The organism is Flavobacterium salmonis (assembly GCF_903819435.1).
Taxonomy (GTDB): Bacteria; Bacteroidota; Bacteroidia; order Flavobacteriales; family Flavobacteriaceae; genus Flavobacterium; species Flavobacterium chungangense.
Map to the genome: position 1 here is coordinate 14,422 of NZ_CAIJDP010000068.1, position 18,952 is coordinate 33,373.

17 protein-coding genes and 1 other RNA gene are annotated in these 18,952 nt (G+C 35.2%); 7 read left to right on the forward strand and 11 right to left on the reverse strand.

Annotated elements, in window-relative coordinates:
• Window positions 1-69: 69 nt before the first annotated feature.
• The 7 genes from FLACHUCJ7_RS10195 to FLACHUCJ7_RS10225 all read right to left on the reverse strand — a co-directional run bounded on the left by FLACHUCJ7_RS10195 (window position 70) and on the right by FLACHUCJ7_RS10225 (window position 9,807).
• Window positions 70-1,617, reverse strand: coding sequence for a peroxidase, FMP-type (locus tag FLACHUCJ7_RS10195; protein WP_180908832.1), 1,548 nt, complete (start codon window positions 1,615-1,617; stop codon window positions 70-72).
• Between the two features lie 74 nt (window positions 1,618-1,691).
• The gene (locus tag FLACHUCJ7_RS10200) at window positions 1,692-3,452 is read right to left on the reverse strand and encodes a flavin monoamine oxidase family protein (RefSeq protein ID WP_078226399.1); all 1,761 of its coding nucleotides are present in this window, start codon (window positions 3,450-3,452) and stop codon (window positions 1,692-1,694) included.
• A gap of 12 nt (window positions 3,453-3,464) precedes the next feature.
• Entirely contained in the window at window positions 3,465-4,652 is a 1,188-nt protein-coding gene (locus tag FLACHUCJ7_RS10205; protein ID WP_180908833.1) for an FAD-dependent oxidoreductase, read from the reverse strand.
• 238 nt (window positions 4,653-4,890) lie between these two features.
• Window positions 4,891-5,916, reverse strand: coding sequence for a hypothetical protein (locus tag FLACHUCJ7_RS10210; protein ID WP_180908834.1), 1,026 nt, complete (start codon window positions 5,914-5,916; stop codon window positions 4,891-4,893).
• Between the two features lie 55 nt (window positions 5,917-5,971).
• On the reverse strand, window positions 5,972-7,504 hold the full coding sequence (locus FLACHUCJ7_RS10215; RefSeq protein WP_078226396.1) for a sulfatase-like hydrolase/transferase: 1,533 nt from the start codon (window positions 7,502-7,504) through the stop codon (window positions 5,972-5,974).
• 970 nt (window positions 7,505-8,474) lie between these two features.
• Window positions 8,475-9,203: an SDR family oxidoreductase gene (locus FLACHUCJ7_RS10220; protein ID WP_180908835.1), complete on the reverse strand. Its 729-nt coding sequence runs from the start codon at window positions 9,201-9,203 to the stop codon at window positions 8,475-8,477.
• 97 nt (window positions 9,204-9,300) lie between these two features.
• Window positions 9,301-9,807: a helix-turn-helix domain-containing protein gene (locus FLACHUCJ7_RS10225; RefSeq protein WP_180908836.1), complete on the reverse strand. Its 507-nt coding sequence runs from the start codon at window positions 9,805-9,807 to the stop codon at window positions 9,301-9,303.
• A gap of 60 nt (window positions 9,808-9,867) precedes the next feature.
• Here FLACHUCJ7_RS10225 and FLACHUCJ7_RS10230 point away from each other — a divergent pair, with 60 nt between their 5' ends.
• From FLACHUCJ7_RS10230 to FLACHUCJ7_RS10250, 5 genes are all read left to right on the forward strand, one after another.
• Entirely contained in the window at window positions 9,868-10,722 is an 855-nt protein-coding gene (locus tag FLACHUCJ7_RS10230) for a helix-turn-helix domain-containing protein (RefSeq protein WP_180908837.1), read from the forward strand.
• Window positions 10,723-10,851: 129 nt separating this feature from the next.
• On the forward strand, window positions 10,852-11,109 hold the full coding sequence (locus tag FLACHUCJ7_RS10235) for a muconolactone Delta-isomerase family protein (RefSeq protein ID WP_180908838.1): 258 nt from the start codon (window positions 10,852-10,854) through the stop codon (window positions 11,107-11,109).
• Window positions 11,109-11,789, forward strand: a complete 681-nt coding sequence (locus FLACHUCJ7_RS10240; protein ID WP_180908839.1) for a type 1 glutamine amidotransferase domain-containing protein — start codon at window positions 11,109-11,111, stop codon at window positions 11,787-11,789. Before FLACHUCJ7_RS10235 ends, FLACHUCJ7_RS10240 begins: the two co-directional genes overlap by 1 nt.
• A gap of 10 nt (window positions 11,790-11,799) precedes the next feature.
• On the forward strand, window positions 11,800-12,537 hold the full coding sequence (locus tag FLACHUCJ7_RS10245) for an SDR family oxidoreductase (RefSeq protein ID WP_180908840.1): 738 nt from the start codon (window positions 11,800-11,802) through the stop codon (window positions 12,535-12,537).
• Window positions 12,538-12,759: 222 nt separating this feature from the next.
• On the forward strand, window positions 12,760-13,083 hold the full coding sequence (locus FLACHUCJ7_RS10250; protein WP_180908841.1) for a flavodoxin family protein: 324 nt from the start codon (window positions 12,760-12,762) through the stop codon (window positions 13,081-13,083).
• A gap of 103 nt (window positions 13,084-13,186) precedes the next feature.
• Here the strand turns inward: FLACHUCJ7_RS10250 and FLACHUCJ7_RS10255 are convergent, their stop codons facing one another.
• On the reverse strand, window positions 13,187-14,602 hold the full coding sequence (locus FLACHUCJ7_RS10255; RefSeq protein WP_180908842.1) for an alkaline phosphatase: 1,416 nt from the start codon (window positions 14,600-14,602) through the stop codon (window positions 13,187-13,189).
• Between the two features lie 87 nt (window positions 14,603-14,689).
• Window positions 14,690-15,910 carry a GTP-binding protein gene (locus FLACHUCJ7_RS10260; protein WP_180908843.1) on the reverse strand — a complete coding sequence of 407 codons (1,221 nt, stop codon included), beginning with the start codon at window positions 15,908-15,910 and terminating at the stop codon, window positions 14,690-14,692.
• 294 nt (window positions 15,911-16,204) lie between these two features.
• Between FLACHUCJ7_RS10260 and FLACHUCJ7_RS25545 the strand changes: the two genes are divergently transcribed.
• Both FLACHUCJ7_RS25545 and FLACHUCJ7_RS10265 read left to right on the forward strand, forming a co-directional pair.
• Window positions 16,205-16,336: a hypothetical protein gene (locus FLACHUCJ7_RS25545; RefSeq protein ID WP_262891023.1), complete on the forward strand. Its 132-nt coding sequence runs from the start codon at window positions 16,205-16,207 to the stop codon at window positions 16,334-16,336.
• Window positions 16,337-16,793: 457 nt separating this feature from the next.
• A complete protein-coding gene (locus tag FLACHUCJ7_RS10265; protein ID WP_180908845.1) occupies window positions 16,794-17,042 on the forward strand; it encodes a T9SS type B sorting domain-containing protein in 249 nt (82 codons plus the stop codon).
• A gap of 80 nt (window positions 17,043-17,122) precedes the next feature.
• Here the strand turns inward: FLACHUCJ7_RS10265 and ssrA are convergent.
• Window positions 17,123-17,519: a transfer-messenger RNA gene (ssrA, locus tag FLACHUCJ7_RS10270) on the reverse strand.
• A gap of 203 nt (window positions 17,520-17,722) precedes the next feature.
• Window positions 17,723-18,925 (reverse strand): serine hydrolase domain-containing protein, encoded by a 1,203-nt coding sequence (locus FLACHUCJ7_RS10275; RefSeq protein WP_180909086.1) that lies wholly within the window; start codon window positions 18,923-18,925, stop codon window positions 17,723-17,725.
• Window positions 18,926-18,952: the final 27 nt, after the last annotated feature.

Genomic DNA, 18,952 nt, shown 5'->3' on the forward strand with positions numbered 1-18,952 from the left:
TTTTCTGTCATTTTTTAGATATGAATATTTTCGTTTTTTACTTTACGCTCCTTAGGTATTTCATTTTTTTCACTCTTTATGATAAGGGCATCCTGAAGCAGATGCATTTTTTTTATCACTAAAAAACTGCTCTTCGATTAAGCGTCTCTGATCATCAGAAACATCTTCAATTTTTCGAAGTGTATTTACCTGAATATGAGGCCAGCTAGTAGTACCTCCGTCATCTCCAAAATCAAATTCGAAGAATATAATTTGTTCGTATTGCAGCTGAAGGATTTCTTTTCCGTCTTCAACAACAGTTTCAATCCACATGTTCGTATTCATTTCGACTGTAGGAACAAAACGATTTACAAACGGAATATTTAATATTCCTCCTTGCGCTCCGGTTTTATTTTTGGATGACATTTGGATAAAAACATAATTGATGATGTTACTGTCTTTATTAGAATCACGAAGACGTAAATCCGGCCTTACGGAATAAGGATATAAAGGATCTGCAAGTATGCGCTGTGTGTAGATTTTATTTTCTCCGGGATCATTAACATCATTAAGTTTTTCAAATACCCAGGCAGGTGGTGGTGCGTCAAGATTAATAGGATTACTTTCGCTTGCTCCGGCTCCTCCCATGGTTCTTGAAATTGAAAGATGATCGTATCTCCAGGCAGCATCACCCTCCGGAAATGGTGGCGGACCTATGAATAAGAATTTTTTGTCATCTTCAATTCCAGCCGCATTATTTCGAACCAAATCTCCTAATAAAGTTATAGTGCTTCCGTGCGGAATTACGCCACTTCTGGAAATAGAGTAATCCGGTATAAAATATTGCCCCGTTTGACCAGCTCCAACTTTAAGCTCTTTGGCTGCGATAATTTCATAATATTTTCGGCCATTTAAATTTTCCTGCGTTACATATTCTTTTTGACCCAAATCATTTACAATCAAAAATAGCGTTTCGTCCTGATAGCCGCTTTTATATAAATCTTTGTTGGGATTAAGCGGTGATACCGGGTGTATACCGCGATCTTCACTAATCGTTTTTTCAGTCGCCGCATAATTAAATACATCGCTCAACCATAAATACATACCGGTTTCTTCGTGAATTGGGGTATATTGCAAAGCATCCTGACCTTCAACAGTAGTTACGCTTTTAATGCTTTGGTCATATTTTACAGCTCCGCAAAATTGTTCGTTTGCCCCACCTCGATTACGAACTCCTCCAGGAACCAGATCAAATGTTAGTTTTTCTATATACTCCTGACAGTCAAAACTATATTTTCCCGGAATTGTTCCTGCATTTGTGCCAGGCGAAGGCATGATGGTAGTATGTATACCGCTCCCAATCATTTTTCTATCCTTGTCACTATTGTAGCTAACCCAAGTACCCTGTAATGCTTCTAAAACGCCATAATCTACATTGTTTACTATGTTTTGCAAATCATTTTCATGAAAAGGTCTAATGGGATCTTCAATTTGAAGTTTTGTATATCCTTTCATCAAAGAAGCTAATACACCTTCGTTAGCTTCCTGAACAGCTCCCAGGAAGACTTTATTTTTGTTTTCATCTGAATTGACCTGAGATAAATTTATCTCATTTTCAGCGTTTTTACGTTTTAACATGATATCGTTTTTAAAATTAATAATTTGTGCATAACAGGGTTGGCAGCCTCTCTTTTTTAAGAAGTAACTTCATTTTACCATCCCAAATAATAATCTTTAGACAACCAGAACGGACGATCGAGACCAAAATACTCCTGCAGCATTTTTTCTGCTTCACAGAAAGCTCCTTCAACCCAGCCTTGCTGATCAGAATAGGCTTCTCCACAAATATGGATTTGCTCGTCAGCTACCGGTTTTCTCATGTACGGCATTACATTTTCAACAGAAAATCCGGCTTTCCATGCATGATATCCTGCGCCAAAAGGTTCGTCTGTCCAGTCTTTAAAATAAGTTACATAAGGTTCCGGTATCGTTACATCTGGACCGTGCAGTTCGCGAAGCTGGTTCATTAACTCGCCCACCATCATTTTAGTCGCCTGAACATCATTTAGTTGATGAAGTTCTTTTAATGATGCTGATTTGGCCGCTTTTACTTCAAAAAGTACTTTATCATCAGAAAGTGCTTTCCAAAAGGTTTCTGTTTCCATGTCTCCATAACTTCCCAGCAACATCGAATTATCATTTTCGGCATCTGTACCAAAATAATAACACTGTCTCATTGGTAAATCGGTGATAGAATGCCCTGAATCAATTCCTAATTCTTTCCACCAGGGATGCGGAAAGCCCATTAATATCTTAAAAGCCGGTTCCATAATTACGGATCGGATATTGGTATTTAAAACCGAATTTTCGTTAATGTTGAAAAAGAAATTATTCTGATCTAAAAGTTCCAGAGATTTTCTCGGCATGGCAAGAACTAAAGTATTGGCATACACTTTCCATTCGGTATTGGTTTTCAGATTTAGAAAAGTCAGTTCGTATTTATGTGTATCTTTTGAAGGATGCTCTTTTGTGAAAGTAAGCAGTTTGTTTTCAGACCAAATGCAGGCACCTTCATGATCCATATATGAATTGGCTATTGCATAAGCGATACTGTCATAACCCTCTTCAATGGTTTTATAAATTGTTCCTGCTGAGAAATCTCCAACCATATAAGGAAAAGCCTCTGCGGAGTTCCAATTAATGGTATTCGAATAATATCCTCCGGCATTGGCTAAAAATTCATATCCTTCCTGTGAAACCTGATCTTTGATTAAATTCCAGAATCCTAAATCGTTTACTTTACGCTTGTTGTAAGGAGAATTGGGGAAATTATATACCAGTTTAGGTTTTATATCATCCCAATCTCTACTGGTTAATTCAAATGCATAATCATAGATTGAAGGACCTTGTTTAATTTTTTTTCCATAAGTCGCAGCAACCCAAGAATCTGCCATTAAAACATCATAAATGATTTTATTGAACAATTGATCTGAACTGAAACCAAAATCATTATTATTCAGGTAATATCGGGTTGGTAATTTCTGATTTTGTCCCTGAGCAACCGTCCAGGCATCTTGTTTAAAACGCTCTTTTCTAAGATACATTAATAGTTTTGAAGATTCACCCATAGGAAACGGAACAGGCGTCATTTTGTCTTTCAAAACAGGAATACGTATGTTCGGATTTTCCGGAGGTATATAGCCTTCAATTAATGTTGTTACGATTTCCTGAGAAGTCAGGTAACGCATTCCTCCAAGTTCTCCCCAGAAATTCATTCCCGGCATAATAACAGATTCGAGTCTTCCGCCGAGTTTACTGTTCATATCAAAAATTTGCACTTCGCCAGCTGTAAACTTTTTATCTGTTACCAGACGATATGCAGTGTACAACCCTGAAGTTCCGGCACCAATAATAGCTACTTCTGTTTTTAAACCAGGATGCAGTCCTGTGTTTAGATCAGTATTTTTATTCATAATAATACATATTTAAAATGCTTTAAAGAATTTGTGCCCTAATTGAAATGGCGTAATATCAAAATCTGTATGTCCGTCTAATACAAGGTCAGACATGATTTTTCCTAAAAAAGGAGTGAATTTTGCTGCCCATCCTGTGGCGTATAGCACAATATTTTCATGATTGGGTACATAACTTGGTGCAAAATCAATCAGTAATTCTTTATTAGGTATTGTGCTCAGGGCGATAAGACATGTGGAAGTATATTCAGGCTCTGCGCTTAATCCTGTCATATGTTCTTTTACCCAATCAGAAGTGTAGCCCAGTTCTTGTCGGTTAGGAATTAATGTTCTGTCGCTGGGTTCTTCTAAAGGTTCTATTACAAAATCAGGCGCTACACGAATGTATTCCGGATGATCCCAATCGACTTCAGGAAAACCATAAAACTGATTGCCGTTTTCACCTATTGGATTTTGAAATACAAACCAGGTTGGATATTGTATAGCCGGATCGGTCTTTTTAAAATAAGCCGAAGACATATTCCAATAAACAGCATCAATTTTAAAATCTAGTAAGTTGATTACGCTATTAATGTACGGACCAGGGACGATAGCTAGTTTTTTAGTAATATAAGATCCGTTTGGCGTAATAATTTCAAAGAGTTTACCAACATGATTGATTTTAAGCACTGGTGAATTTTCTTCTAAATGAACCGTTTCTTCTTTTTTACACAAGTCTAGAAGCGCTTCATTTGTTGCCTTAAAATTAATGCTGGCACCATCGGCCTGAAACAATCCGGTATAGGTTTCAGGCAGATTTTTAAAATGGTATTTTGCTTCAATTTCTTTCGCTGTTAAAGTGGTATACGGAACGTTTAATGCTTTTAGCGCTTCTTCGGCCTCTGCTATATTTCCTTCTGTAGAATGTACTTCGGGGTCTCCAAACCAAAGTGTACCTACTTTATCCAATAATTTTGTATCGGTTTCTTTTTCCAGTTCATCCCAGTAAGGCTGTGCGTCTAAAGCCATTTGCACCATATATTCATCCGGATATGGAATTCTAAACTGGCGAGAAACTCCGGCAGAACTGCCTAATTGGTTTACAAACGTAAATTGTTCCAACACCAATGTTTTTGCTTTTCGTTTACCAAGATGGTATGCCGTAGCCAGACCTATTGGCCCTCCACCAATAACAATTACATCGTAGTTTTCTGTGTTCATAGTTTTTTTCTTTATAGTAGATTTTGGACATGCATTTAGAACAATACACAAGCATTGTCATAGGTCTAAATTACTGGAGATACAAAATCAATTATAAAAAAATGACACAAAGCAGAGATTATAGGTCACAAGACAAACTATATACTGAATGAGAGATATAAAAGCATAAAAAATGCGCAAAATCCGTAGACATTTGCACATTTTTTATATAATACTTCAAATTACATTACTACTTTTTTCAACTTACTTTTGCTACAAAAGAAGATACTGTTTTGGTATCAGCACTATTTTCGACTACATAAATACCTAATATGTTATTTCTATATACAGTATTAGCACTTGTTACACTGGAATCCGGAAAATCAATATCAATCCAATTTGCTTCTCCAAATGATCCGTCAGAATTTCTGTTTACAGAAACAAAAGATGCTCCGTTTTTTTCTCCATTTACAGTAATCCAATCCGATGGCATATTATAACCATTATCTTTAGCAACTGTAATACCTTCAAAATGAGTAATTATGGATAAAGCTGTTTCGTTCTTGTAACTAAACGATTTTAAATTACTGGTTTCTTTGGTTTTAGAATTGTAATCTACCAGAAAGGCCTGACTTATTTTTCCTAGTTTGAGACTAGTGTATCCTCCGGCCATTGTATAACTGTCTCCACCATTATGCCAAATACCATATAAAGTGGTGGTTAATGAATCCGGCACTTTAAACCCGGTACATTCTTTACTGGATGTATTGTATAAAAATGCATATCCGTTCTTATCATTTTCAACATCATAATTTCCAACAGCTATACCACCCATTACACTGTGAACAAATACATTATTGGTATTTCCTCCATTAGGTGATACCTGAACCCATGTTCCGGAACCATCAATAGCACCTTCGTAATAAAATCCTAGATTTCCACTTGGAGCTTTACCGGTAGAAGCGGCTATTTTATAAGATCCAACAATTTGTATTGTGCCATGAGGTCCGTTATTAGGTCCGTAACAAGAGGTGTTAATAACCGCTGCTGTTGGTGTACTCGGAAAATTAACAACATACCACTTCCCTTCATTCCCATTTGCTTTAAGTGTTCCTTCGTAAATTAATCCCTGAACAAGATTGTTCTCACTTAATAAACTGCCTGCAATATATACATTTTCAGACTCTGAAACCCCTCTTATTCCCTGTATGGTGGTTTGTCCGGCAGGATTATTAAAATCTGTATAACTTACTGTATTCACTTCTGAATTTATATTTTGTGACATGATGTGTGTGTTTTTATTATTAATTGATATTTTTTAGATTTTTAAAGATGCTTTTTTAGTTGAATATTGTAGTACTATAAACATCTTTTGGCATATTAACCCAGAGTTTTTCTATCTCAAGCTGATGCAATTGCTCTTCTAAATCTCTTCTAATTTCACTGTATTCAGGATCGTAAGCAAGATTTGTAATCTCTAATGGATCATTAATTAAATCATACAGTTCATATTGCTTGAAATAAGCTGTTGATGCATCAAAATAATAATCAAATTTCCATTTTTCTGTTCTTATACAACGAATACGATTAGCCGCTTTTACAATTGTCCAGTTACTATTAGAACCAGCCTTAATATCGTCATAAGTAAATAAGATACTATGCTGGACAGGAGTATTATTCTCCATTATTGGAAGTAAACTTGTACCTGCAAGTCCTGTAGGTGGATTTGATACATTTGCTATGTCGATAAAAGTGGGCATAATATCTGCCAATGTGGCTAATGCCATTGATTGCTTTATACTGTGATCTTTGAATAGTATTGGATTTGAAATTACAAGTGGCACTCTTAACGCTTCTTCATAGGCTACAAAAGTTTTCTGACGCAAACCACCGTGAGCCAACCCCATTTCTCCATGATCTGAGGTTAAAGTAACAATTGCAGAATCTGCCAATTTATTTCCATTCTCATCTTCTTTATATAGTTCCTTAATTAAGTAACCAATTTCCTTGTCAACATGACTTAATAAATAACCATAAAAATTAATATAGTTCAGTTTATCCTCCGGAGTAGCTATTTCACCCAGACTTAATGCCATATTGAGTAAAATTTGTTCCTGAGCCATAGGCTTTTTATTTTCAAGCAAATTTTCATTGACAGTCGCCGGAAGTCCAATTTCCCTGCCCGACCAGGTTTCTGTATGATATCCCGACGTTCCGGCCGTTTTTGGATACGCTAAAACATCATGCGGATTAACCAGTGAAAGAATAAGACAGTAAGGTTTATGAATTCCTGCGGCTCTTTGAGCTTTTACACTCTTTAAATATTCTATGGCTTGAGCTGTATATTTTGCATCATGATTTGCATATCCACCACCAAAATTAAGCGGATTAACATCTTCACCTGCATCTGGTGCAACCCAGCCCATTGCCCCATATAACGAAATATCTGCAGCGGTTAAATCTTCGTAATTTGTTTTAGTGCCATTAGGAGCAACTCCTTTACTCATATGCCATTTACCTCTGTATTGCACATCATAGCCATCTGCCCAAAGTACATTCATGATATTAGGCAGCGCATTACTGAGTGTTGGTTCTTGTGGAGATAAAAGACCTCCTTCGGTTAAAGTTTGGCTCACTCCATGTTTAGCAGGATAGGTTCCTGTAAATAACGTTGCACGACTAGGAGAACACATACAGGTGTTACAAAAAGCTCTGTCAAAACTAAATCCATTCTGTTTTAGAAATGTAAGAGTTGGAAGGTTTTTCTCCTCCCATCCCGGAGGAAAATGTTGTGTTGCACGTTGCTCATCGGTAATAATAAGAATCATGTCCGGTTTTTGTCCAATTTGATTAAATTTTTCTTTTAAGTCCATTACGTATTGATTAAATTATTAAATAAAAATATAATTCATAGATGTATCAATATTTTGTCATAACATTAATTTTAGATAACCTGAAAATGTTTTCTTTAAAATTAAAACAATGAAAATGAAATAATTAAAAAGATATTCAATACAGTTAAACAGATCTAAAACTTAGTAAATATGATAACGCTTTATACACATTACAATAATTGTAAAATCCAGCAATTAAATTAACAAGAATAAAATTATATTAATAAAACCGCCTCACACAACGTATAAATACCTGTTTTAGAAAAAAATCGAAATGAATTAAAAAACAATTCAGAAATTACTATAATCAACCCGTTGGGTGAAATTGATTAAAAAAACTGATTTGATTATAAAAAGTATAAAATCGGGAGTAAAACATCATTTATGACTTAAGGAATTGATGTCATCCTGAGCGGAGTCGAAGGCTTTTGAACACGAAAGGACTTCGACTAAGTTTATCCTGAGCGAAGACGAATGGACTCAGCCTGACACTTATTTTTAATTTCACCCAACGGTTTTTTTATTATAAAACTAAGGATGTAAGCTTCAAGACAATAAAATATTACTTTAAACTTAAATCCTTTTTAATAAACATTTCAAAAACAAAATCAGATTAGAAAAACTACTCCATTGAAATAATTACAAACTCACTTCTTCTATTTAATTGGTGCTCTTTCTCTGTACAATCTATATCATCTAAGCATTTATTAATCAATTTGCTTCACCATATCCTTTACCAGTTAATCTGTTTACTGCAACTCCTCTTTTTACAAACCATTCAATAGTTGCTTTGGCTCTTCTGTTGGATAACAGCATATTGTTTTTTTATCAAAACCATATTCCGTTATAACGATAGCTTCACATGCCAAGTCTAATATAACGTTGACAGTCACCTTTATTTCTAAAGGCGAAAACTCGAAGAAATCGCTAAAAATCAATAAAACAAAAACTATTCTTTGGGATTCATCTGATTGAAAATACCTTCCAATGTTTCCTTTCCTGCATTACTCATTGCTATACTAAAACCATGCGATACACTTTTTTTACCTTCTTTTAACTGCCTAAAAATAGAATCAATAAAAGTATCTACCGAATCCCACATATCATGTATTCCTTTACCTCCAAGATCAGTATTCAATGCCGGAGGAATAACCTCAATTACCTCTATCGCACGATCTTCAAGCAGGCGACCAAGAGAAAGAGTAAAGGAGTGAAAAAAGGCTTTTGTAGCACAGTAAACAGGAGCTTTGATAAGAGGCACAAAAGCAAGTCCTGAAGTTACATTTATTATTGTTTTTAATGGCTTAAGCTCTTTGAACAAAACAGTTAGATGCAATGGGGCTTCAACATTAATGGTAATCTCTCTTTTGACTTTGTTAAAAAACTCAGGATCCTCAAGTGACATCCAGTTTTGTATACCCGCATTGTTTACCAAAACACTTAAATCGCTATGCTCTTTCTCAATCCAATGATAGAGTGCCTCACGTTCGCTTTCCAATTCAAGATCACATTGTTTTATTATAAGTGAAGGAAGTTTAAAAACTGCTTCTTCAAGCGCATCCAGTCGTCTTCCACAAATGATCACAGTATTTCCTTCTTTAATAAAACGCTCTGCCATTCCAAATCCTATACCGGTAGCACCGCCGGTAATTAAAATTTTATTGTTACTAAGTTCCATATAATTTTATTTAATTTAATAGTAGTCAAAGGTCGAGATCATATAACCGTTACGGATATACAATACAAACAGACTTTTAGACAAATCAAACTATTTTTTATATCTGACGGAAAGAAAGCGGTGTCAAGCCACTGTGTTTTTTGAAGAATTTAGAAAAATGAGAGACCTCATCAAAGCCAAGGGAAAATGCGATTTGAGCAATACTCCAGTCACTGTGCTTTAAAAGAATTTTGCCTTCGCGAACGGTTCTTCCTCCTAATAATTCACTGGTAGATTTTCCAGTAATTTCTTTTAGGTTTTTGTTGAGATAATTAACATGTACACAAAGTTTTTCAGCATATTCTTTTGGTGTGCGCACTTGTACCCTATCGGCAGGAGAGTTGATAGAAAACTGCTGTTCCAAAAGATCAAAAAACTTTTCAGCAATTCTCTGGGGAGCGTTACGCAATTCATTCCTGCTTACATTAGGTATTAATTTCTGTCCATAATGAATAAGTTCTGCAACATAAGCTCTTATAAGATCATATCTATAAGCATAATCACTATTAATTTCACTACATATCTTTTCAAAAATAATACTCAAGTCATTAAAATTAGTAGACATGACAGCCTTAGATTCTGAAATGATGCAGCTTATTTTTGAAAAAATTGGAAAGTAATTCTAATGCAAAACAAGTCAATGGATGCGAATGATTTTAAAGCATTTAAAATTGAAAATCTGGATACTTATACGCCCTCTTTTGGCAGAAAAGATCTTTATCGAATATGTTTGGTAGACGGAAAAAGTACGGTACATTTTAGAGATAAAAGTATTACCATAAATGGGATGTATCTTTTTTTTGGCAATATAAATACACCCTATTCATGGGAAACAGAATCCGAACAAATTGGCTACAGCTGTCTTTTTACTGAAAATTTCCTGAAGGTCGCCGGATATTTAGATAACACGGAATTGATTTCTATTTTCAACATAGAAAAAGTTCCTGTATATGAAGTTATTGAAGATAAGGAAAAAGCTAATATTCAGTTTATTTTCGAAAGAATTCTGGAAGAAAGCAAAGGTCAGTATCTAAAAAGAAAAGACATGGTTCGAAATTTCATCAGTATATTGATTCATGAAGCATTAAAACTGAATAGTAACGGAGATAATCCTGCTGCCTTCATTAGTAAAAAAGCCTCCGAAAGAATCTCTTCCAAATTCTTAAATCTGCTTAATGAACAATTTCCCATAGAGGATAAAAATCGTATTCTTCCTTTTAAAACAGCTGCTGAATTTGCGCGCCAGTTGAATGTTCATCCCAATTACCTAAATCGTCTGGTAAAAAGGGAAACCGGAAAAACAATTTTAAAAATCATCAATGAAAGAATTGTAACCGAAGCCAAAATTTTACTGCTGCATACCGATTGGACCATTACAGAAATAGCCTGTACCCTCGGGTTTGAATATACCTCTTATTTTGATAATGTTTTTAAAAAGACAACGGGTTTGAATCCAAAATTATTTCGGAAAACAAACTAAAATTTCCTCAGTAATAAAAACTCTATTTTTAAATGAAATGGTTTGAAATTCATAAATACCGGTATAAATATTCTTAACAAATTACTTCTGACGCACTATAATTTTGCTGCATAAATAAATAAGAAAAATATGAATACAATATTAGTAAACACTGTTTTAGGTAAAGTCGAAAACATTGATGAGATTTTACCTCATGAATTTGCTGTTGTGGCAGCCTTGAAGGAAGAAGGTGTTTTAGCTCATCTTTTTATTAAAGAAGCTATGGGTGGTGCTGTTCTTGTTTTTAATGAGACAGATCAGGATAAAGTTCAGAAACTGCTTGCCCGACTGCCACTTTATAAATATTTCGAAAAAATAGAGTACACACTATTAAACCAACAATTTTAATGATGAAAAAAGTATTATTTGTAGTTACAAGTTGTAATGAAAAAGGTGAAACAAAGCTTCCAACCGGATTTAATTTAGCCGAAGTTACTCATCCGTTAGAAGTTTTGGAAAATGACGGAATTCATGTAGATATCGCTTCTATAAAAGGAGGACCCGCTCCGCTTGACGGATTAGAAGATTTTAACGATCCTGTTATTGCCAAATATTGGGAAGATATGAATTTTAGAAACAAAATTGATAACACCCTGAAACTGGAAGATGTAAATGTAAAACAATACGACGCGATATTTTTTGCAGGCGGGCATGGAACGATGTGGGATTTTCCAGACACACCAGCTGTTATAAATGCGATTCGCAAAATTTATGAAGATGGCAAGATAGTATCAGCCGTATGTCATGGGCCGGCAGCACTTGTAAATGCTACATTAACCGATGGTTCGCACTTAATTAGCGGAAAAAAAGTAGCCGCGTTTACAAACGACGAAGAGGAAGAGGTACAGTCTACTCATGTAGTTCCTTTTTTATTAGCCGATGCCTTAAAAATTAATGGAGCGTTTCATCAGCCTGCACCAAACTGGAGTGATAACACCATTGTTGATGGTCGTTTAATTACAGGTCAAAATCCGCAGTCTGCTGCCAGCGTTGGTAAAGCATTGTCTAAATTATTATTAAACAAATAAACGGTTTACAATGAATAATATCGAAAATAAAGTAATCGTAATTACAGGTGCAAGCAGCGGATTAGGCGAAGCTTCTGCAAAAGCATTATCTGCAAAAGGGGCAATTATTGTCTTAGCAGCAAGACGTTTAGAGCGTATTGATGCACTTGTCGAAGAGTTTTCTAAAAACGGAAAAAAAGCTCTTGCGGTACAAACCGATGTGACCAATTTTACACAGATGCAAGCTTTGATGGAAGCGTTGATACATAAATTCGGAAAAATAGATGTGCTGCTTAACAATGCCGGAATTATGCCTTCTACTCCACTAATACATTGTGATGTAGCAACATGGAATCAGGTTATTAACGTAAACATGAACGGAGTTTTAAATGGTATTGCAGCGGTACTACCTTATTTTAAAGAGCAAAAATCCGGGCATATTATTAATGTATCTTCGGTTGCAGCACATAAAATAGGCAAAGGTTCAGGAATTTATTCTGCCACTAAAACCGCTGTAAGAGCAATCTCAGAAGGTTTAAGAATGGAAGCCAAAGATTACAACATTAGAACTACTATTATTTCTCCGGGAGTTATAGATACTGAACTGCCGAACGTAAATGGTGTTCCTGATCAATTAACCCAACAATTCTATCAGGCTGTGGCTATTCCGGCAGATTCTTTTGCACGCGTTGTAGAATTTGCGATCAGTCAGCCTGAAGAAGCTGATATTAATGAAATTCTGTTTCGACCTACACGTCAGGAATATTAAACCGTAAAAAATGAAAAAAATAACCATTATATATTTTTCAGGTTCGGGCAGTACAGCAAAGTTTGCTGAATCGATTGGCAAGGGAGTTTCGTCTCTTGAAGGCGCAACTTTGAATATTATTTCAATAGATGAAAATGATATCATAAGGGGAGGCTATAAAAATGACCTTGTCATAAACCAATTAGAAACAAGTGATGCCATTATATTTGGAACGCCAATTATATGGCGGGATGCGCCGCACAGTTTAAAGCCTTTGCCGATGCAACAATTGGAAGCTGGTCACAGCAAAAATGGAAAAATAAGATCGCCGCAGGATTTACAATATCAGGAACACCAAGCGGAGACAAAATAATCACTTTACAGTATTTACAAGCCATTGCAATGCAGCATGGAATGATCTGGCTGGGCACAGGCGAAATGCCTTCACAGTCAAATGGTGTAAATCGTCTGGGAACATGGATAGGTGCCATGGCTTTTGCAGAACAAAATCAAACAATATCAAGATCCAATTATCATAAGATCCAAATTAAAAACTCGCACTATTGATGCGAGTTTTTAATCATTATTTGATATAATTTTGCCAGATATGAAACTTAAAAAAAATATTCTAATATTTAGAATTTACAGTAAGGTTCTTTTATATAATCATTTAAAACTTATTTTCAACTTCTGCGGCTTTCAGCATCAAATAATGCAAATCAGTATTTTTTACAAAAGGTTTTAAAAGTTCGCTTCCCGGACCAAACATTGCCAGTTCAACATAATCGGCAGAGTGATCCATGCTAATCCAGCCTACCGAATTTATTTTTCCCTGCATTTCTGCAAAAGCTTTATAAGGCAGTTTTTTGTAATTATACAAACCATCTTCTTTATGCAATCCATCATAATATCCTAAGACTGTTTTTGCTTCTTCATCAGAAACCGAATGGCCATTTGCTTTTTCAATAATTTCTTTTACTTGCGAAACAGAAGATTCTGGTTTTATCTGATTCAGAATCCATTCGTTCGTCTGAGTATATTTTTGGATACTGTCAAAATTATCGTTGGCATCTTTACCGTAAATAATTCCAGGATTTGCATTTCCGTGATCTGTGGTTATAACAACCAAAGTTTCTTTGTCTTTCTCAGCAAAATCTATTGCAGCTTTTACAGCTTCATCAAATTCAATCTGATCCTGTATCAAACCTGCAATATCATTGCCATGTGCTGCCCAATCCACTTTTCCGCTTTCAATCTGCAAAACAAACCCCTCCTTATGATTTTTCATTCTGTCAATTGCCTTTTGGGCCATTTCAGCAAGACCTGGAATTGTCTTTTTTAAATTTTCATCACTATTTCTATCCACATAATACGGAAGCCCGTCATCTGCAAATACGCCCAAAATTGGCTGCGTACTTAAAGCTGAATTCATTTCAGATCGCGTTTTTACAACCTGATATCCCTTTGATTTAAAAGCAGAGAACATGTCTTTTTTATCTTTCCTTAATGCCGGGCTAAAATAGTTTGCACCACCTCCCATCATAACATCAAAACCAAGTTCTAAATACTGTTCGGCAATATCCTCCTGTGCATTCCTGCTTTTACTGCTTACGCAAAAGCCCGCTGGAGTAGCGTGCGTTATAGGAACGGTGGTCACACAGCCTGCCATTTTTCCTGCCTTTTTAAATTTTTGCCAAATGGGTAAATGAGGTTCTCCATTCGGACTTATATTCAGTACACCATTATTGACTCTAAAACCACCTCCCCACGAAGAGCTTGCTGCAGATGAATCTGTTACTATAGAACTCGCAGAGGCTGTATCCATTAAAGCCCTTGAAACCCTGTTATCTTTGTATAACTGAATCCAGTTTGAGCCTTTGCCCGTTTTTCTGTTTAGAAATAAATCGGTCATGTTTAATGTTCCCGTGCTCATCCCGTCACTAACCAATAAAATAATATTTTTTGCTTTCTTATTTTTATTAGTAGTTTCTAAATCTAAAATATTGGCCGAACCCTGTAAAGGATTTATCATTACTGCCCCGATTGTAAATAAAGAGCCATTTTTAAAGAACTTTCTTCTGTTCATTATTATTTTATTTAAGTATTTCAAAGATAATTAATAACCCGTAAATCAAAAGCACTATAAGGATAGTACGGTAAACATAACTTTTTTTTAATCTACAAGGTTACCTGCAGTTCTGGGAATTGGAAAAGGATCATTCTCAGAGAAAAAACCATCCTGCAGGTCCATAATTTCGTCAGCCGTGCAAAGACTGTTTTCTAATTGTTTTCGCATTTCTTTTTCATTGATAGAAAATCCAATAAATACTAATTCGTTAAGTCTGTCACCAAAATCAAGTGTCCAGCGTTCTTCTATAATATCCTGGTTTTCGGCAAAGCTTTGATAATTCATTCGCTCTGCCAATGGCATACTTGCCCACCAAACACCTGCGCTTTCCGCTTTTATAGAACCTCCAGCCTGACTCCAGTTTATGGCTTGTTCGGGACGGGATGCCATCCAGAACAAACCTTTACTCCGAATAACAGAGGATGGAAAATCCTTCGAAATAAAATCCCAAAATCGATACGGATGAAAAGGTTTTTCGTTTCTAAAAACAAACGAACTAATGCCATATTCTTCGGTTTCAGGTGTATGGATACCTTCCAGTTCGCGTATCCATCCTGCTGAATTCTCAGCCTCTTCGTAATTAAATAATTCTGTATTGATAATTTCGTTTGGATTGACTTTCCCTAATTCAGAAGAAATAATTCTGGCTACAGGATTCAGTTTTTTAATAGACGCTTTTAGGGCTTTCAATTGGCTTGGGGTAACAAGATCGGTTTTATTGAGGATAATTACATTGGCAAATTCTACCTGATCCATCAAAAGATTTACAATCGTTCGATTATCATTTTCGATGTTGGTTGCCTGAATATCTTCCAACGTTTGGGCAGAACCAAAATCTTTAAAAAAATTCAGGGAATCTACCACCGTTACCATAGTGTCTATGTAGCTAAAACGGGATAAATCAATATTCTCATCCTCGTTTACAAAAGTAAAAGTCTGGGCTACAGGAATAGGTTCGCTGATGCCGGTACTTTCGATTAGCAGATAATCAAATCGGTTTTCTTTGGCCAGTTTCTCTACCTCAACCATCAAATCTTCCCGAAGCGTGCAGCAGATACAGCCGTTGCTCATTTCTACCAGTTTTTCTTCGGTGCGGGAAAGTGTATTTTCTGCTTTTACCAAATTCGCATCAATATTTACTTCGCTCATATCGTTTACGATTACAGCAACTTTCAATCCTTCTTTGTTATGCAGAATATGGTTTAGCAGGGTCGTTTTTCCGGCTCCCAGGAATCCTGATAATACAGTTACAGGTAATTTTTTCATGTATTTTGGTATTAATTTGATGTAGATTTTAGCGTGTGTGTTTTTAGATTTGGCAGCACTTTAAAATAAATCGTTTTGGAATCTATTTTGAAACTATCATAAAAAAACTAATAGAGATTCTGGCTTCACTTCTCAAACCGCCACTAGATCTCGCTATGATATTATTTTAAAGTTGTTACCTTCCTTATCAGGCAATGCTTTTTCATTCTTAACATAACATTATAGCTTGACAGTACTGCTACTGCAATTGTATAAAGAATCGCTGCTGTTAATTTTTGACCGAAAAGCTAATGAATGAAAGGCGTACTATTTGCCAAACAGGATGAGCCAGAAAAAAAGATTTTTTTTCCAGATTATATAATCTGGAATATTGGCGGACCCCGAAGAGAGAAAAGGCTTCCTTTAAAAAAAGAGGAATGTTGGTAAAAGAAAAATGAAGTTAAAGTGTTTACTGCACTATTTTTATGAAAGTGTAAAACATAAAAATTAGTAATTGTAAACAAAATGAAGTTAAAATCACAAGTAAAACATTTTTCAGAAATACTATGACTATGGGTTACTTCTGCTTTACTTTTAGAATAATGACAATGTTTCTCTGCCAGTTGTTCAGTATGATGTTCATAAGAATGTATGGACTGAAACAGTATTGAAAACAATACTGCCATAGACAGAAACACATTGATTATGATAAATTTCTTTTTCATTACTGAAAATTGAACCACCAATTAATAGCATTATAAGACAATTTCTTTATTTGTCTTTTGTAGTACCTTTAATTTAATGCAATAGTGTTGCAAATATAGAGATCTTATTTTTAAATGCAATAAAGTTGCATTTAATTTTACAAACTATTTCTCCGTAATTTTTATAAATCCTTAATTTGATGAAACTAAAATTGAGCAATATTTCACAGCTTTATAAACTTTTTAAGGAAGTGAATCATATGTCAAATGCAAAAACTAATATCCAAATTTTCGACCGCTTCGGAAAATTATTAAAACAAATCAGTCCTCTTGATATTGGATGGGATGGTACCTATAATAACACGAAAATGCCTGCTACTGATTACTGGTATGTTATTAAGTTAGAAGACAATCGCATTTTTAAAGGCCATTTTACTTTAAAACGATAGAACAATCTCAAAAAATGAAGTGGGTAAAGACACTATTAAATAAAATAACGCCATTGTCTTCCAATGGCGTTATTTGTCTTTCGTGGAGTCGCCGGGAATCGAACCCGGGTCCAAACAAGCAACTAAAGAGCTTTCTACACGTTTATTTCCTGATTAGATTTTCGATGTTAAGCAAGGCCAGAAACAGCCACTCAACACTTATCTTCTTAATTTTCAAAATCCACCCGAAGCTCATGGAAATCTAGGTTTATTTTTACGGTTCCCCTAAACAGAACGCCACAAACCAAGGCTTTCAAGGAGAATCCAGCTTCCCTACCTTGTAGGGACGTGGCTAATCTTACTATAATTCGGATTATGCAGCTAAAGCGTAGTTATTTTCGCCGTGTAAAAGTGTAAGATCTTATATTTACGAGCAAGGTCTCAATGCTCGACGTGCTTACTTTTCAATTCGACTTGCTGTCAAAACCAGTCGACCCCAAAAATGAGTTTGCAAATTTATACTATTTGCAGTTACTTTCTATTAAAATTTTCAGAAAAATTAGAAAGCCAAAAGTCGAAAGTTGTAAAGTTTTTAAAGTCACACGGTTGCTTCTTTTTGTTTTCCGCAATTGGTATATTTAAAAGGAACAAAGTCAATATTTACAATTTCTTTATGACTTTCGACTTTGTGACTTATTATATTACTCTTCTTCTTTAAACTGAAAAGGATAATCTCCAAAAATTGGAGCCAGTTTACGAACTGCATACGTATTTCTTGTCATTTTATTAGATAATGCTATAATGGTTATATGCTCTTTTTGAAGCGTAATATAAGAAGATGTGTTTCCGTGCCACCAGCCATTGTGAAAATAAAAATTCTGACCTGTTTCCCAATTGATCATTCTGATTCCTAATCCATAATTTTTGGCACCTTTACGTTCATTGCTCTGACCAGTGTAAACCTCTTTTAATAAAGCCGGTTTTAAAAAATCGGGAGCATATCTGGCTCTGTCAAATTTTAAAAGATCACGAACTGTCGAAAAGATATTTTTATCACCATAAACGTTATCCAAATAGTCAAAACCAATTTCGACCCCATTCCCTTTATAAGAAGGAACAATGTTTTTTCTGTCTTTATCATCATCAAAAACATAAGTATGCGTCATTCCAAGAGGTTTGAAAATCATTTGCGACATTGCTTCTTTGTAGGTCAGTCCCGTTATTTTTTCGATTATGAGTGCCAGCATGGCGTAATTGGTATTACAATAGGCAAAACGGGTACCTACCCTTGACTCCAGACCTACATCTTTAGTCGCCAGAATGTCTAAAATATCTTTATTGGTAAGCTGGTTGTGCCTGTCCCAAACCGATTTGTCATGATCTGTAAAATAAGCATAATTTCGCATTCCGCTTCGATGGCACAATAACATTCGAACCGTACATTCTTCGTATGGAAAAGTTTTTAAAATAGTATTTACTTTTTGATCCAGGCCAATTTTGCCTAAATTGATTAATTTTAAAACAGCAGTTGCAGTCAGTACTTTGCTTACAGACGCAATTTGTACAGGGGTATCAGCAGTAATTTTAGTGTCTTCATTTTTATTGGCAAAACCATTATATCTTTCAAAAATAATCTGACCGTTTTTTGCTACCAGAAAACTTCCATTCATGCAGTTGTTTGGCCAGTTTTTATTGTAAAAATAATTTATTCTCCCTTTTACAGAATTAATATAGGCCGCACTTATTTTTTTTTCAGCCCCCATCGGAACCATTTTTCCCAATGTATCTTTTTCTTTTACAGCTCCATCCTGACTGTTGTTTTTATCTTTTCCACATGAACTTAAAACTAAAACTGAGAAAAGTATTTGTGGTATATTTGTCTTTTTAAGGAAACTCATTTTCATCATTCTTTAAAAACAAATATATAGAAT